This window comes from Anabaena sp. UHCC 0451, from assembly GCF_034931405.1.
GTDB lineage: Bacteria > Cyanobacteriota > Cyanobacteriia > Cyanobacteriales > Nostocaceae > RDYJ01.
Genome location: NZ_JAYGHA010000004.1, coordinates 211,366 through 225,341 on the forward strand (window position 1 = coordinate 211,366; position 13,976 = coordinate 225,341).

Here is a 13,976-nt window from a genome sequence, read left to right on the forward strand (position 1 = left end):
ATCCCTATATTTGTTTAAATCTGCTACAAACAAATATTCTGACTCCTGACTCCTGAATTCTTACATTTTACATTTTTTAAATTCCTGCACCATCAAAAAATTCCTGAATCTTTTTATCTCGGATATTACAGAAATTGTGTTCTTTTGGTAATTCATTTTCTTGAATGAATTGACCGACTAAAACCGGAGTTTTTACGGGAGTTTGGAGATTTTGAATTTGTTCTTCAAGTGCTTCAATGCGGTCAACCAAAGTGCGAATTACTTCTGCTTCTGAGTCTGGTAAATTATTGTGTTCTAGGGGAGAAACCCGGACTCCCGCACGATAGATAATGCGTCCAGGTATACCAACAACTGTGCAGTTAGAAGGAACATCTCTTAACACCACTGAACCTGCACCGATGCGGACGTTATTACCAATTTGGAGATTACCTAAAACTTTTGCACCTGCACCCACAACAACATTTTCACCAACTGTCGGGTGACGTTTACCGCTTTCTTTACCTGTTCCCCCCAAGGTAACGCCTTGATAAATAAGGGCGTAGTCTCCTACAATGGCTGTTTCACCAATGACAACGCCCATACCGTGGTCAATAAATACGCTTTTGCCGATGACAGCACCTGGGTGAATTTCAATCCCAGTTAAAAACCGAGCGATGTGAGAAATTAAACGCGGGATAAAGGGAATACCGATAGCACGCAACCAGTGAGCAAGTCTATGGAAGATTAAGGCTTGTAAGCCTGGGTAGCAAAACAAGACTTCCAACCAATTCCGGGCTGCTGGATCACGTTCAAAGATGATGCGAAAGTCGGCGTGTAGTGTAGAAAGCATCGAGATATTACCCAAAAAGCAAAACAAGCTACTTTCTCATTTTATCGCTAATTGGTCATTAGTAATTAGGGACTGGGGACTGGGAAGAAAAATTTTAGATTTTAGATTTTAGATTTTAGATTTTAGATTGGAGTTAACAAAATCCAAAATCCAAAATCCAAAATTGAATTACCTATTCTTCGACTTTTAAAGTGTAGTTATGTTTGACTCCAGGGTTAAATGTACCTACCCAAAGCTGATAAATGCCTTGTTTCCAATTGCGATCGCTCACACTCGCATCTTTACTTCTACCTGTATCATCACCACATCTAATGGTTGCATCATCTGGTCCTTTGATAAATAAAGTGGTGTCTTTACCTCCACTGTTAATTAATATTGTTAATTTATCAAAATCTTGTTCTAGAACAAGGATGTGATCTGGTTTGGGATCGCCAAAACCGATACACACTTTTTTATCGCGATCGCGGTTACTCATAGCAGATAAGGAATAAGCACCCCCTGTATAACCTGATGCCATTCCTTGTCCCGGTTCAAAACCTGGTGCTAGTTTCAGAGTTCCAAAATTGGCTGTCTGGGCTGCTATAGGTGTCGCTATCATAGCGGTAATGGCAGCTAACAGCCAGCTACACCGAAATTGAAGCCAAAGGCGACGATTTTTCATAGCTCAATCCCAAATAGTTTTTTTGTAACTGTGTATACTAATTTTATGTAAAAAAATGGCTGTTGGGTAGTGCTGAGATCACAGCTAATCCAGATCCCCGACTTCTCAAAGAAGTCGGGGATCTAAAAATCTAGTGTTCCATTTGAAAAAAGACACCACCTTTGAGTGTTCCTGGTTCAGTGCTATAACTACTGACTGTAAGCGATCGCAAATTGTCAAATAGTGGTTTACCCAACAGTTCCACAAATTTCAGTAAAGGTTGCTGACGTTCTAAAAAACCTTGGCTTTTTTTCCAGTCAATATATACATAACCTTGGTTGGGTTGGGGGATCATGGCAATACTATCCTGAAAGTTAGAATTTTCAATCAGGGGATGTTCTTGATGGGTGAGAATTTTTTCCATCATCCCTAATTCAGAGGTGAAAATTTCATAATTATCAATGGTTGTATGCGCTCCCCGGACTTTGGCCTCAACGTTAACATCTACTGGATCTGAAGTAGCTTTTAACTCTGTCCAAGCTGTTATTTTGTGGTTATTGAGGGTAACAGCACTAACATTAAAACCACTGTTAACAGCAATTTGATCTAACTTAGCTATACCTTGTTCTAACTGCGGCGATTTTTCCACCACAAACACCCAGTGAGGTTTTATATCTGCCTGATTCGGTAAAATTGCTAAGGCGTATTCTCCAATTACCCACCTAAAAATATCCTCACTAAAGTTAAGATTCCAGCGTTTTTGCACATCTATCAAAGGTTGCAACCAACGAAAAATAGCTGCTTCTGAAGAACCATAAATAGTTGCTGTTCCTTGTTGCCAAAGTTTGGCTAAATCGCTATTAGGTAAATTGCTTAAATTTGCCCCTGCAATTGCTAAACCTACGGATTCTGGAATATACTGCAATGCACCCACAGGTTTAGATAATGGTGTAGATACAGGAGCAATTTTGGACGCTGTTAAAAATGTACTTTCTGCTAACAATCCTTGGGGATTTAATACTAAAGAAAGAATTTGGCTATTATACGTAGGTTCTGCTAATTCTAACCCTTGCCATTGTGCTACCGTCGGCAGATTGAAGAAAGCAACAGCCACAGCATTTTTAGGTAATTCTGGGATCGCTTTTTGATATTCGGAAGAACTGCTCAAATTCAAATTTGGTGCTTGGACATTATTAATAGCTTCTCGCAGCACCTTGATATCATTAGCAAACAAAACAAAGTCATCAACAACCGCACCAGCTAAACTATTTTGGATTTTAGATTTTGGATTTTGGATTTTTGTAGGTGTTACTATTTCGTGATTGTCATAAAGTAATTTCACACCTTTGTATTGTTCTACTTCTAAATTTGCTCCTGCTAAAGCCCGTTTAGAAAATAACAACTCCACAAATTCGCGGCTTTTTGCAGGTTTGTCTGTAGCTAGTGCCATCAGATACCCTGGTTGTAGTCCATTCTCTGGGTCGTGATCTATATCTTGACTAGTTACAGCCAATGTAATTTCGTTACTGAGCCAAGCTTGAATATCATCTTTGAAGTCTATATTAGTTTTTGCCAATAAACTGTTTTTGAGTTGAGAAATTTCTCCGTGTGGTTCTAGTGACTGTAAACTTTCGGGATTTACCAATAAGGACACCATCACTGGCGACACATTTGATACAAATATAGCTGCCCCTGGTTGGGAGCTAGAGATACTAAAATTGACCGGACTTTTGCCGAAAAACCAGTAAAAGCCAGCAGTAATAATTAATAGTAGGGCAATTACACCAGCTACTAAAAAACTAAAGAAGGAGCGTTGATTATTCACATTCAACCTATCTATTTTCTCGCTTTTCTGCCACCATGAAATAGTATAGGACTGTTTAGAAAAACTGTATGACTGGTCAATCGTTTAGCGAAATTAGCGTTCAAGAACTAGCACAACGTCTAGCACAAGGTGATTCTGGACTACAGTTAATTGATGTGCGCGAACCTCAAGAATTGGCAATATCACAAATCAATGGTTTTGTCAATCTTCCTTTGAGTGAATACGAGCAATGGCAAGGGAATATTTTCACGAGCTTTGATTCGACTAAGGAAACTTTAGTGTTATGTCATCACGGAATACGTTCCGCTCAGATGTGTCAATGGTTAGTGAGTCAAGGATTTACAAATGTCAAAAATATCACTGGTGGTATTGCTGCCTATTCCATATTAGTTGATTCTTCAGTTCCTCAGTATTAGGGAATATTCATAACCCAACATTTGAGACTTTGATTTAATAAGGGTTTTGGCGATTTATTAATGTTTCAAAATGTTTGCCATATTTTGTTAGTAATTAAATCGTCAGAATTCAGGTAAGGCGATAACATCCCCGACTTCTTTTATTTATTATGTTTATAAATGATCAATTGATCTGGTAAAGTCGGGGATCTGGATATGACCGATTGCTATAGCTGAATACTTACATTAAAAGAATGCAGAATTTAGAATTTAGAATTACGTTTTGCAACGGGGATTTTACCCCGACGCAAAACCCGCTGCTTGTAGAAGCAGGGGGGGACTTTAAACCCCAAGGGTAAGTTAAATCTTTAACCCTTTATCACATCTGGATTTAAAAATTAGGAAATTATTTTTGTGATTCCCAGTTTAATGGTAGAGGGTTAAAGTCTCAATTTTTCCTGTTAACGAGTAGAGATAAATCTTGATTAAAGCACAGAACAAATATAGCGTAAATATAAAAACAACTGTCATGTATCGATCTTGTCAGATAGAAAGTAAAGTTTTGTAACTAAAGTTACACCTTATGTTGATGGACTATGAGATACTACAGAAAAAGGTGGAAATTTCTACCGCTTTTTTGTTTTCGACTATCTAAATAAATACTGAAGGTAAATTTTGTGTTTAATGAACACAACATAAGTATATAATTTGCTATCTTAATTAAATAATAAGTAATCTTTTTTGCAGTTTTAGCTATACAGTCTTGCGGCCTTTGATTAAAATTTGCCTTCAGTAAAACATACTTCTATGCAAGTCCAGCTGACTAATCGACAACAGAATATACTTTGGGCAACTGTACGCCATTATATCGCTACAGCAGAGCCTGTTGGTTCTAAAGCTTTGATTGAGGAATTTGATCTTGGTGTCAGTTCCGCTACCATTCGCAATGTTATGGGTGTTTTGGAAAAATCGGGGTTGCTTTATCAACCACACACTTCTGCGGGGAGAATACCTTCTGATTCTGGTTATCGTATATATGTTGATAAATTGATGAAGCCTTCAGAAGTATTAGCTAAAGAGGTTGAATCAACATTACAACAGCGTCTACATTGGGATGATTGGAGTTTGGAAGCTTTGTTACAAGGTGCGGCTCAAATTTTGGCAACATTAAGCGGCTGCATTACCTTAATTACTATGCCACAAGCCCATACAGCACAATTAAGACATTTGCAACTTTTGCAAGTTGAAGCTGGAATAATTATGTTGATTGTGGTTACGGATGGTTATGAAACTCATTCCAAGGTGATGGATTTATTTAGCGCATCATCAGAAATCAAACCAGATAGAGAAGCAATTGATAGAGAATTGCAAATTATTTCTAATTTTTTAAATAGTCATTTGCGCGATTGTACTCTATTGGAATTAGCCCAGCTTGACTGGAGTGAATTAGATCAGGAGTTTCAACGCTATGGTGAATTTTTGAAAAGTTCCTTGACAGAATTACTTCATCGTGCTTTAGCTCCAACATCCACACAAATTATGGTGCGGGGTGTGGGTGAAGTGTTGCGTCAACCGGAGTTTTCCCAAGTACAGCAGGTACAAACGATTATGCAACTGTTGGAAGAAGAACAAGAGCAATTATGGCGGTTAATATGTGAAGAACCGAAAATTGAGGACACAGGTAAACCCAAGGTAACGGTGCGGATAGGTGCAGAAAACCCTTTAGAACCGATTCGGACTTGTTCTTTGATTTCTTCTAGTTATCGTCGGGGTTCTGTAACAGTGGGAAGTGTAGGTGTTTTGGGACCAACTAGGTTAGACTATGAAAATGCGATCGCTGTTGTAGCCGCAGCAGCAGATTACCTCTCAGATGCTTTTAGTCAAACTGCGTAAACCATAGCAGGAGTCAGGAGTAAAAAGCTGCTTGGTGTTGTAAATTGTTTAAGTTTTGATTTCAACTATGTACTTCATTTACCTGCCATTTCTTGTATGTTGAGAAAAATCTCTTTTGGTCTATTATGGCTAGGATTTGTTTCCTATGCCTTTTTCTTTGCTCCTCCTGATAATTTTCCAGAGAGTTTAGAGTTAATTAAAAATCTCTCTACAGGAAATTGGCAAGGTATTAATCCAGTAATAATTGCCCTATTTAATATTATGGGTATCTGGCCTTTAATTTATAGTGCGGTATTATTTATTGATGGTAGAGGACAAAAAATCCGGGCTTGGCCTTTTGCGACTGCATCTTTTGCAGTTGGGGCTTTTGCACTTTTACCTTATTTAGCTTTAAGAGAACCAAATCAAGAATTTACAGGGCAGAAAAATCTGTTTATCAAAATATTTGATTCTCGTATTACAGGAATTATATTAACTTTAGGTGCTGGTGTTTTAGTTGCTTATGGTTTCCAAGGAGATTGGACTAATTTTGTCCAACAATGGCAAACTAGCAGATTTATTCATGTAATGAGTTTAGATTTTTGTATGTTGAGTTTATTATTTCCGACATTGTTAGGAGATGATATGACCCGACGGGGTTGGAAGGATAATCAATTATTTTGGTTATTTGCAATGATTCCTTTTTTTGGGGCGTTGATTTATTTGTGCATACGGCCGTCTGTGAAGGAAAATAATTTGTAGAAAAATAATTTTTTTATAGATACAATACATTTATAATATTGAAGTAAATCCAAAAGCTAATCATTTCATAAATTTAGGTTTAAACTCATTTATTCTCAGTAACAGGTATTACTAAAAATTACAAATTAAATGTCCAAATTAGGTACTAGTAACTAAAAACTATGGATGTTCAAGAACTTTTAACTAGATATGCCAGAGGAGAAAGAAACTTCAATGGTATTGCTTTACCCTCAGCCAACCTACAAGGAGCTAACTTAGGTGGTATAGACTTTGCTAGAGCAGACCTTAGAGGTGCTAACCTCACAGAAGCATCTTTGACAGGAGCGAATTTAAGTAAAGCCAATCTCAGAGGTGCAAAACTAGAAAATGCACATTTATCGGAAGTAATTCTGTGTGGTGCTGATTTAACTCAAGCTGTACTAACTAATGCCCATTTAAATGAATCAGACCTGAGCGGGGCTTTATTAACTGGTGCAGACTTATGTGATGCTAATTTACATCAAGCATCAATCACCGCAGCTAATTTACAAGGTGCAAATTTGAGCGGTGCAAAAATGGGAGGTGTGCGAATGTGGAAAGCAGATTTACAAGGCGCAAATTTAACTGGTGCTGACTTAAGTGAAGCAAATATGTGTGAGGTAAATTTGACCAGAGCTAATTTAAATGCCACGGATATGAGTGAGGCTTTTTTAACTGCGGCAATTATGCCAGATGGCACTATTCATAGTTAATATTTTCTAGATTTATACCTTTTAGCTGAAATCAAAAAAAGTAGAGATATTTTATCAACCATCTCTACTTTTAAATCTTGAATAATTTGCCCACAAATTCGGATACATTAGTAAAAAGACGGAAACCATAGGGGCAAAATGTTAGAAGACTCACAACAAAAACGGGTGGTAGTTGTTGGTGCTGGTTGGGCAGGTTTAGGTGCGACTTACCATTTAGCCAAACAAGGTTATGATGTCACACTTTTAGAAGCAGGACCCTATCCTGGTGGACTGGTTGCAGGATGGCAAACCGCCGGAGGAAAATCTGTAGAAGCTGGGATTCATGGCTTTTGGTATCCTTACAGAAATATATTTTCTCTTATTAATGAATTAGGCATAAATCCCTTTACAACTTGGACCCGTTCTGCTCAATATTCCCCCGCTGGTTTAGAAGTTGAATCACCCATTTTTCAAGATTTACCAAGACTGCCAACACCATTAGGAACTTTTATTTATCCGCAATTTCAACGTTTACCATTCATTGACAGAATCAGCGCCTTACCTTTACTTTATAGCTTAATTGATTTTGATAATTCTGATAATGCTTGGAAAAGGTATGATTCAATAACAGCCCGTGAATTATTTAAAACTTTTGGTGTTTCGGCACGACTTTATAAAGAAGCATTTGAACCAATGTTATTAGTGGGTTTATTTGCCCCTGGAGAACAATGTTCAGCCGCTGCAACTTTAGGAATGTTATATTATTTTATTCTCGCCCATCAACCTGATTTTGATGTGGTTTGGTGTCGGGGAACAGTGGGAGAAAAAATCTTCCGTCCTTGGGTAGAAAAAATTGAAAACTTAGGCGCAAAAATTCTATCTAAACACCGAGTTACAGACGTAATTGTTGATAATAATAACCAGGTGAAAAGTGTAGTTTGCGGTGATGAAGTATTTGATGCTGATGCCGTGATTTTTGCTGTTGGTATCACAGGAATGAAGAAAATTGTCGCTAGTAGTCCTAGTTTACAAAATCATCAAGAATTTAGAAATTTAAATAATTTAGGGGCAATTGATGTTTTAGCAACTCGGTTATGGTTTGACAGAAAAATTGATATTCCTCGTCCTTCTAATGCTTGTTTTGGTTTTGATGAGACTACAGGATGGACATTTTTTGATTTGAATGCTTTACATGATGAATTTAAACATCAAACAGAAACAGTTGTTGAAGTTGATTTTTATCACGCTAATCAATTTTTGCATTTAAGTGATGAGGAAATTGTCAAAATAGTTCAAGGTTATTTAGCAACTTGTATTCCAGGATTTAAAGCAGCAAAAGTAATTGATAGTAGTGTAATTCGTTTAGAAAATGCAGTTACACATTTTGCACCTGGTAGTTATCGTTATATGTTACCTGCAAAAACGAGTTTTAAAAATGTGTTTATGAGTGGAGATTGGATTATTAACCGTCACGGTTCATGGTCACAGGAAAAAGCTTATGTCACAGGTTTAGAAGCTGCTAATTTGGCTATTTCTTATTTACAAGATGGGGAAAAAGCTGATATTTTACCTGTAGAAAAAGATGAACCTCATATACAAATAGGTAGAAACGTGAATCAAAGTATACGAGATTTAGGAAAATCTATTTTACCTAATTTTTGGTTGCCATAAGTTACACCATAAGTTACCATGACCGTAATTTGATTTATACCAATCAAATTCCCCGCTTCTTGAAGAAGCAGGGAATCTAAAATTATGATGTTTGAATTTCCTGTTGTAAAGCTTGAACTTGCTCAATAGATAATTCTGTGACTTGAGCAATTTGCGGTAAACTCATGCCTATTCGCATTAAATTTATAGCCACATTTCTAGCATTTTCAGCTTTACCTTCAGCTTTACCTTCAGCTTTACCTTCAGCTTTACCTTCTTCCAGAATTTCTTGATAAATAACTGATTCGCGCATAATATCACTCCTGAAAATTTTCTTGATTACTTCCTTATCTAATACTAACCCTGCTAACACGCTACTAGCAGCAGCTATATTTCTTTGTAACTGTTGCTCGGTAATTGATTCAACTGCTTGCGCTACTTGATTTAATACTATTGTAGGGTCTTTTGTTTGACTTAGTACCGCAAATGGTAATAAACCAGGTAAACTCATAAATTGTTCTGTTGGTTGTTCCCAAAGTCGAATAACTTCAAACTGATGGTTAGTGTCGCTTAATGTAAATCTATTTTGATAGACTAATTCTGAATCTGTTTTTCGCAGATATACAACTATTTGACGCATTTCTTTATGAGGAAACCGCCGATAACCTCTGATTCGATAATCTAACATTCTGAAAGGAATATCTTTATCAGCATCGGTTTGAAATTCTGTATGCAGAAATAATTTATCTGATTGTAATAAAATCAATGAATCGGCTCTAATTGGTTCGTTTGATAATTCGGTAGGGCTAAGTTTTGTTAATTTTATGGGTGAGCCTAGTAACCATGTAGCTAAATCATCTTTGTAGTTTTCAGCGATAAATTTGCAGATGTTGTCATACATAAGCTATTTTGTATTACCATAAACTAAGTTGATTAGATTCACTCAAATTATTCCAAGGTAAAGGAGGAACTTCTAAACCACTTTCTTCTAATAACTGTTGAAAATAACGAGCATTATTAGGAGACATATCTTCTGTAGGACAATGCACAAAGAAATAAATGTTAATTCCTGCTTTTAACCATTGTTGAATCTGTGTTATCCATTCTGCCATAAAAGGCTGATTTACTGATAACTGCGGATGAGAAATAAAGCGAATTAATGTAAAATTTGCAGTTACAGAAAACTGCACTGGTAATTGAGGTTTACGCCGTTCTGATGCCAATTGTGGGTCATCTTCCCCAGTATAAACAGGACGTGTATCTAACAAAACCCTACCTACCCCTAAATTTTCTAACAACTTTGTTAAATTACTCAAATGGGGTTCTTTAAACCAGTCACCATGTCTCACCTCTAATGCCAATGGTACATCTTGACGTGGCCATGCTTCTAGAAAAGCTCGCAAATCATCAAGTAAAGCAGGTGAGTAACTAGGTGGTAATTGGGCAAACATTGGACCCAAATGCTTACCTAATGGTCGCATCCTCTCTAAGAATGCTAAAGCGTCAGGAATATGGGGTTGAAGTAATTTTTGATGGGTAATATCTCGCGGTAACTTTAAGCAAAATTCAAAGCCTAGAGGTGTTTCTGTCGCCCAACGGGTAACAGTTTCTGCGTTAGGTACAGCGTAAAAAGTGGTATTTCCTTCTACAGTAGTAAAGCGGCGACTGTAAACATTTAAGAAGTCAGCATTGCGAGTTCCTGGGGGATAAAGTTCGCCCACCCAACCTTTATAAGCCCAAACTGCACAACCGATATAAAAATTCATAAAATAAATCACTTTGATATGTTCTATTCAATTGTATAAGTAGGTTAAAAAAATTGACTCTTGCTAGTATTATATAAAGATTATACATAGCAAATAAATTAGTAACTTTATGCCCAGAAAAGAACAAGGTTGGGTAACATTTCAAACTTCAGAAGAAGAACGGAAAATTTTAGAAGAGTTTTGTCAGCACTCCCAGCGCACTAAAACTGAGATTTTACGGGAATTAGTTCGTGGTCTTCATAAATCTTCTTCACCCCCAAAATCATTACCAACTACCCAGGAAAAAGTAGAAACTCAGACTTTTGAGATGGAAATTATTAGTCAAAAAAAGCCATTAAAAGTTAGTTCGCGCAATGTTTTAAAGGGAGTTGTTAAACGAGTGACTACAGGAACTGTTAATACTGAAGTGACTTTAGAAATTGTTCATAAAGTTGAGTTAACTTCAATGATTACCAGAGTTTCTGCTGAAGAATTAGAATTATTTGAAGGAACAGAAGCTTATGCTGTGATTAAATCAAATGATATTGTTATTGCCAAGGATTAAATAACAAAAAAATCAAGAAATCACTGCTTAAAAATTAGTCGGTTTTAACCGACTTGAGCCATTAGACAGGGAATTTATTCCCTGCCTAAAAGAACGCCTATGGTAATTTAATGTTAGTCTAAGCTTCGACTTTCACACCTTTCCAGAAAGCAATATAACCTTCTATGTTTTTAGCTTTTTCCTTAGTGCTGGGATAGTACCAAGCTGCATCTTTGTTGACTTGTCCATCAACTTCAACACTGTAGTAACTAGCGACTCCTTTCCAAGAACAAGTGGTGTGGGTGCTGCTGTCTGTGAAGTATTGTTTGTTAATGGTGTCAGCAGGGAAGTAATGATTTCCTTCCACGACTACGGTTTTGTCGCTTTCGGCTAAAGTAGCACCGTTCCAAGTTGCTTTCATAATGAGGATTGAAAAGAAAGTTAACAATATATATTATACTTTACCAGTCGCTGTATCTAGTTGAGGCTGGGAATGGGTAATAGGTAATTAGTGATAAAATCCCTATTTTCATCCTTTAATCCTGGACATCCTGATTCTGACATTTTCCTATCTATAAATTCTAGCGTTCCTCATTCCCCCAACATGAGTTACAATCCTAATATCTTTATCACAAACCAGACACGCAAAAGCCATCTACCATGCTTCAGTATCCCCACCTTGAAAAAGCCTTAAAACATCACTTTGGTTATGACCAATTTCGCCCTGGACAAAGGCAAATTATCGAAGATGCGCTACAAAATCGTGATTTAATGGTGGTGATGCCCACTGGTGGAGGTAAGTCTTTGTGCTTTCAATTACCTGCACTTTTAAAACCAGGTTTAACTGTGGTAGTATCACCGTTAATAGCATTGATGCAAGACCAAGTGGAAGCACTGCGAACTAATAATATTTCTGCCACATTTCTGAATAGTAGTCTCAACGCCTATAAAGTTCGCTCTCGTGAAGAAGCGATTATGAATGGTAAGGTTAAATTATTATATGTTGCTCCAGAACGTCTAGTTAGTGATAGATTTTTACCGCTTTTAGATGTAGTTAAAGAAAAAATTGGCATTGCTAACTTTGCCATTGATGAAGCCCATTGTGTTTCTGAATGGGGACATGATTTTCGCCCTGAATATCGCCAGCTAATATTACTCAGAAAACGCTATCCTCATGTTCCTACTACTGCCCTCACAGCTACCGCTACAGATCGCGTCAGGGCTGATATTATTCAACAATTAGGATTAAAACAACCCAGTATTCATATTGCCAGTTTTAACCGCCAAAATCTTTATTATGAAATTCGTTCTAAAAGTAAACGTGCTTACGCTGAATTATTAGAAATTGTTAGAGAAAATGAAGGTTCAGGAATTATTTATTGTTTAACCAGAAAAAAAGTTGATGAACTAACTTTTAAATTACAAAAAGATCAAGTTGCTGCTTTACCCTATCATGCTGGTTTAAGTGATGAGGAAAGATCCAAAAATCAAACTCGATTTATTCGGGATGATGTGCGGGTAATGGTGGCAACAATTGCTTTTGGTATGGGTATTAATAAGCCAGATGTGCGGTTTGTGATTCATTCTGATTTACCCAGAAATTTAGAAAGTTATTATCAAGAATCTGGTCGTGCAGGGAGAGATGATGAACCTTCACGGTGTACGCTATTCTTTAGTTTTGGTGATGTAAAAACCATTGAGTGGAGTATTAATCAAAAAACAGACCCCCAAGAACAATTAATAGCTAAACAGCAACTAAGACAAGTTATTGATTATGCAGAAGGAACAGATTGTAGACGCACAATTCAATTAAGTTATTTTGGGGAAAGATTTCCTGGTAATTGTGGTAATTGTGATAATTGTCTTCATCCTAAACCTGTACAAGATTGGACAATTGAAGCCATGAAGTTTTTATCTTGTGTGGCTAGGTGTAAAGAAAGATATGGAATGCTTTATATTATTGATGTGTTACGAGGAGCGAAAAGTCAGAAAATTGCCCTCAATAAACATGATGAATTATCTACTTATGGAATAGGTAAAGATAGAACAGTAGATGAATGGCGAATGTTAGGAAGATCACTTTTACATCAAGGTTTATTAGAACAAACTCCCGATGGTTATTCAGTTTTAAAACTTAATGCTTTGAGTTGGGAAGTGATGCGAAAACAGCGGACAGTTTCTATTGCTGTTCCTGTGGCTCAAAAGATTAATTTAGAAGATGGAAATGGTAAAGCTGCGGAAGTCGAAGTTCTCATGAATAGATTGCGAATTCTCCGTAAACAATTAGCTGATGAACAAGCCGTACCACCTTACGTCATCTTTCATGATTCTACCCTAAAATTAATGGCTCAGATACAACCAAAAACTTTATATGAATTTGGTGAACTTTCCGGGGTAGGTAGTCACAAATTAGCCCAATATGGTGATAAATTCTTGGCAGAAATTCAAGCCTATTGTCAACAACAAGGTTTACAAAAACCTAAAAATAATCAAGTTTATTACCCGGTAGTTGATAGCTTTCCCTCTGATACCGAATCCAGTACATTTGAGTTATATCAACAAGGTTTTACCATCGAAGAAATTGCCCAAGAACGTAATGTGAAGACTTCTACAATTATTAAACATCTATCAGATTTAATTGAAAAAAACCAACCTATAGATTTAAATCAATTAGTACCCTTAGAACATCAAAAGAAAATCTGGCAAGTTTTAGAAGTTCTCGGTGATATTTCTTTAACACCTATTCGGGATAATTTAGGACAAAGCTATACCTTTGACGAAATTCGTTTAGTTAGGGCTAGATGGAGAAAGGAAAAACGTAAAACATCTGAAATCGGCAAATAAAAATACCCTGAAACCGTTCATTTACCTATCACTTTTACAGATTCGAGACTATTCTTACCTCCTTCTAATTCTTCCTCCTGACTCCTGACTCCTAGCCCCATGACTTACGTCACGCTGCGCGAACACGAAAAGACTTTTTCAGCAAACCCTATATAAGGAT

At 36.8% G+C, this 13,976-nt stretch carries 13 protein-coding genes; 7 read left to right on the forward strand and 6 right to left on the reverse strand.

Features of this window, described 5'->3' with window-relative positions; translation table 11 throughout:
• Positions 1-76: 76 nt before the first annotated feature.
• The 3 genes from cysE to VB694_RS04860 all read right to left on the reverse strand — a co-directional run bounded on the left by cysE (position 77) and on the right by VB694_RS04860 (position 3,294).
• On the reverse strand, positions 77-829 hold the full coding sequence (gene cysE, locus VB694_RS04850) for a serine O-acetyltransferase (RefSeq protein WP_323359179.1): 753 nt from the start codon (positions 827-829) through the stop codon (positions 77-79).
• A 172-nt stretch (positions 830-1,001) separates the two neighbouring features.
• Positions 1,002-1,490, reverse strand: coding sequence for a hypothetical protein (locus VB694_RS04855; protein WP_323359180.1), 489 nt, complete (start codon positions 1,488-1,490; stop codon positions 1,002-1,004).
• A gap of 130 nt (positions 1,491-1,620) precedes the next feature.
• Positions 1,621-3,294, reverse strand: coding sequence for a DUF3352 domain-containing protein (locus tag VB694_RS04860; RefSeq protein WP_323359181.1), 1,674 nt, complete (start codon positions 3,292-3,294; stop codon positions 1,621-1,623).
• A 68-nt stretch (positions 3,295-3,362) separates the two neighbouring features.
• Between VB694_RS04860 and VB694_RS04865 the strand changes: the two genes are divergently transcribed.
• From VB694_RS04865 to VB694_RS04885, 5 genes are all read left to right on the forward strand, one after another.
• On the forward strand, positions 3,363-3,710 hold the full coding sequence (locus tag VB694_RS04865; protein ID WP_323359182.1) for a rhodanese-like domain-containing protein: 348 nt from the start codon (positions 3,363-3,365) through the stop codon (positions 3,708-3,710).
• A gap of 786 nt (positions 3,711-4,496) precedes the next feature.
• On the forward strand, positions 4,497-5,582 hold the full coding sequence (gene hrcA, locus VB694_RS04870) for a heat-inducible transcriptional repressor HrcA (protein ID WP_323359183.1): 1,086 nt from the start codon (positions 4,497-4,499) through the stop codon (positions 5,580-5,582).
• Positions 5,583-5,678: 96 nt separating this feature from the next.
• Complete coding sequence (locus tag VB694_RS04875; RefSeq protein WP_323359184.1) at positions 5,679-6,323, forward strand: DUF2834 domain-containing protein; 645 nt, start codon at positions 5,679-5,681, stop codon at positions 6,321-6,323.
• Positions 6,324-6,484: 161 nt separating this feature from the next.
• The gene (locus tag VB694_RS04880; protein ID WP_323359185.1) at positions 6,485-7,054 is read left to right on the forward strand and encodes a pentapeptide repeat-containing protein; all 570 of its coding nucleotides are present in this window, start codon (positions 6,485-6,487) and stop codon (positions 7,052-7,054) included.
• Between the two features lie 138 nt (positions 7,055-7,192).
• Complete coding sequence (locus VB694_RS04885) at positions 7,193-8,704, forward strand: hydroxysqualene dehydroxylase (RefSeq protein WP_323359186.1); 1,512 nt, start codon at positions 7,193-7,195, stop codon at positions 8,702-8,704.
• Positions 8,705-8,786: 82 nt separating this feature from the next.
• Here the strand turns inward: VB694_RS04885 and VB694_RS04890 are convergent, their stop codons facing one another.
• Together VB694_RS04890 and VB694_RS04895 are read right to left on the reverse strand one after the other, a co-directional pair.
• Entirely contained in the window at positions 8,787-9,584 is a 798-nt protein-coding gene (locus VB694_RS04890) for an Rpn family recombination-promoting nuclease/putative transposase (RefSeq protein ID WP_323359187.1), read from the reverse strand.
• Positions 9,585-9,597: 13 nt separating this feature from the next.
• On the reverse strand, positions 9,598-10,449 hold the full coding sequence (locus tag VB694_RS04895) for a DUF72 domain-containing protein (protein WP_323359188.1): 852 nt from the start codon (positions 10,447-10,449) through the stop codon (positions 9,598-9,600).
• Between the two features lie 109 nt (positions 10,450-10,558).
• Here VB694_RS04895 and VB694_RS04900 point away from each other — a divergent pair, with 109 nt between their 5' ends.
• Positions 10,559-10,993: a molybdopterin-binding protein gene (locus VB694_RS04900; protein ID WP_323359189.1), complete on the forward strand. Its 435-nt coding sequence runs from the start codon at positions 10,559-10,561 to the stop codon at positions 10,991-10,993.
• Between the two features lie 118 nt (positions 10,994-11,111).
• Here VB694_RS04900 and VB694_RS04905 read toward each other — a convergent pair whose 3' ends face one another.
• Complete coding sequence (locus tag VB694_RS04905) at positions 11,112-11,396, reverse strand: DUF427 domain-containing protein (RefSeq protein ID WP_323359202.1); 285 nt, start codon at positions 11,394-11,396, stop codon at positions 11,112-11,114.
• Between the two features lie 236 nt (positions 11,397-11,632).
• On the opposite strand from VB694_RS04905, the gene recQ reads away from it, so the two are divergent.
• Positions 11,633-13,816: a DNA helicase RecQ gene (gene recQ / locus VB694_RS04910; RefSeq protein ID WP_323359190.1), complete on the forward strand. Its 2,184-nt coding sequence runs from the start codon at positions 11,633-11,635 to the stop codon at positions 13,814-13,816.
• Positions 13,817-13,976 lie beyond the last annotated feature (160 nt).

Bases quoted from the DNA above. Each gene is read 5' to 3' on its own strand.
- VB694_RS04880 (WP_323359185.1), top strand. From the start codon at position 6,485: ATGGATGTTCAAGAACTTTTAACTAGATATGCCAGAGGAGAAAGAAAC.
- cysE (WP_323359179.1), bottom strand. From the start codon at position 829: ATGCTTTCTACACTACACGCCGACTTTCGCATCATCTTTGAACGTGAT.
- VB694_RS04855 (WP_323359180.1), bottom strand. From the start codon at position 1,490: ATGAAAAATCGTCGCCTTTGGCTTCAATTTCGGTGTAGCTGGCTGTTA.
- VB694_RS04885 (WP_323359186.1), top strand. From the start codon at position 7,193: ATGTTAGAAGACTCACAACAAAAACGGGTGGTAGTTGTTGGTGCTGGT.
- recQ (WP_323359190.1), top strand. From the start codon at position 11,633: ATGCTTCAGTATCCCCACCTTGAAAAAGCCTTAAAACATCACTTTGGT.
- hrcA (WP_323359183.1), top strand. From the start codon at position 4,497: ATGCAAGTCCAGCTGACTAATCGACAACAGAATATACTTTGGGCAACT.
- VB694_RS04875 (WP_323359184.1), top strand. From the start codon at position 5,679: ATGTTGAGAAAAATCTCTTTTGGTCTATTATGGCTAGGATTTGTTTCC.
- VB694_RS04895 (WP_323359188.1), bottom strand. From the start codon at position 10,449: ATGAATTTTTATATCGGTTGTGCAGTTTGGGCTTATAAAGGTTGGGTG.
- VB694_RS04865 (WP_323359182.1), top strand. From the start codon at position 3,363: ATGACTGGTCAATCGTTTAGCGAAATTAGCGTTCAAGAACTAGCACAA.
- VB694_RS04900 (WP_323359189.1), top strand. From the start codon at position 10,559: ATGCCCAGAAAAGAACAAGGTTGGGTAACATTTCAAACTTCAGAAGAA.
- VB694_RS04890 (WP_323359187.1), bottom strand. From the start codon at position 9,584: ATGTATGACAACATCTGCAAATTTATCGCTGAAAACTACAAAGATGAT.